Genomic DNA, 1,590 nt, shown 5'->3' with positions numbered 1-1,590 from the left:
GCCTGTGTTGGTTAAAGAGACAACCACTCGTCACGACCAGGAAGACGGCCGACTGCACGGCGACCGACGCGCCCAGGAAGACGGCGTCGGCCCAGCGCGGGGTGCGGGGCAGCGCGAGCAGGGAGATGACGCAGATGAGCGTCACGCCGACGATGCCTTGGGTGGAGGCCACGACGGACAGCCACTCCGACACGGAGCCCGCCCACGCGGTCCGGTGGGCGGCGAACGCGTCCGTGACCCGGTCCTCCGCCGCCGCCAGCCGGTGGCCCGCCGGTACGGCGGTCACGAACAGGCCCAGCGCCACCATCGCGGCGGCCTGGGCCGGTACGAGCCACAGGAACCGTGAGCGTCTCGCGTGGGTGCCGCTTTGCGTCGTCATGGCAGCCTTGTTGCCCGAGGCGGCCCGATGATGCGCCCGACGCGACACGGGCCTGCCGTGCGTAGCGAGCGCCCGCCACGCACGGGGATGGGGCGAAGGCCCACGTCCGGCGCGAGTCGGACTCACCCGGGTCGTCGGCTGGAGCCCCCTCGACGGGCCCTAGGGTCGGGACTGGCCCTCGTCGCTCAAGAGCAGCCGCTTCTGCGGTTTGCCCATGGCGTTGCGGGGGATGGCGGTGACGAAGCGCACCTCGCGCGGCCTTTTGTGGACCGATAGGTGGGTCGCGACGAAGTCGGTGAGCTCGGCCCCGGAGACCTGCTGGGCGACGACGAAGGCGACGATGCGCTGGCCCAGGTCCGCGTCCGGGACGCCGACCACGGCCGCTTCGCTGACGTGGGGGTGGTCCAGCAGGGCGTTCTCGATCTCGCCCGCTCCGATCCGGTACCCGCCGGACTTGATCATGTCGGTGGAGGCGCGGCCGACGATGCGGTGCACGCCGTCCCTCTCGTCGACGGCGGCGATGTCCCCGGTACGGAACCAGCCGTCCGGAGTGTAGGCCGCGGCGGTGGCCTCGGGCCGGTTCAGGTAGCCGGAGAACAGTGTGGGCCCGGTGAGCTGGAGTTCGCCGATCTCCGCGCCGTCCTCGGCGGCGATGCGGGTGGTGATGCCCGGCAGCGGGGTGCCCACCGTGCCCGGGTGGAGGTGGCCGCCCGCCCGGCCGCTGACGGTGATCAGGGTCTCGGTCATCCCGTACCGCTCGACGGTGCGGTGCCCGCTCAGGCGCTCCAGATCCCGGAAGACCGGCGCGGGCAGAGCCGCACTGCCCGACACCAGCAGCCGCGCCCCGGACAGGGCGCCGGCGGCCTGCGGGTCGGCGGCGATGCGGGACCAGACGGTGGGTACCCCGAAGTACAGGCTGCCGCCCGCCGCGGCGTAGGCGTCGGGGGTGGGGCGGCCGGTGTGCACGAGACGGCTGCCGGTCCGCAGGGCGCCGAGGACGCCGAGCACCAGGCCGTGGACGTGGAACAGGGGTAGACCGTGAACGAGGGTGTCGGCGGCGTTCCACTGCCAGGCCTCGGCGAGGGCGTCGAGGTCGGCGGTGATCGCGGCGCTGCTGAGGACCACGCCCTTGGGGGCGCCGGTGGTACCGGAGGTGTAGAGGATCAGCGCCGGGTCCTCCGCCCCACGCGCGGGAGCGGCGGGGGTGGGGG

Annotated in this window: 1 protein-coding gene and 1 pseudogene; both read right to left on the bottom strand. The window is 73.6% G+C overall.

Going from position 1 to position 1,590, the window contains the following annotated elements; genetic code table 11:
• Window positions 1–379, bottom strand: a pseudogene (locus tag PV721_RS43245) (hypothetical protein); the annotation flags it as partial.
• A gap of 159 nt (window positions 380–538) precedes the next feature.
• On the bottom strand, window positions 539–1,590 hold a 1,052-nt coding region (locus PV721_RS43240), incomplete at its 5' end, for an AMP-binding protein (protein WP_319734335.1).

It is taken from the genome of Streptomyces sp. MB09-01, assembly GCF_033794505.1.
Classification (GTDB): Bacteria; Actinomycetota; Actinomycetes; order Streptomycetales; family Streptomycetaceae; genus Streptomyces.
The sequence above is the reverse complement of the archived record's forward strand: the minus strand, read 5'-3'. Positions and strand labels throughout refer to the sequence as shown.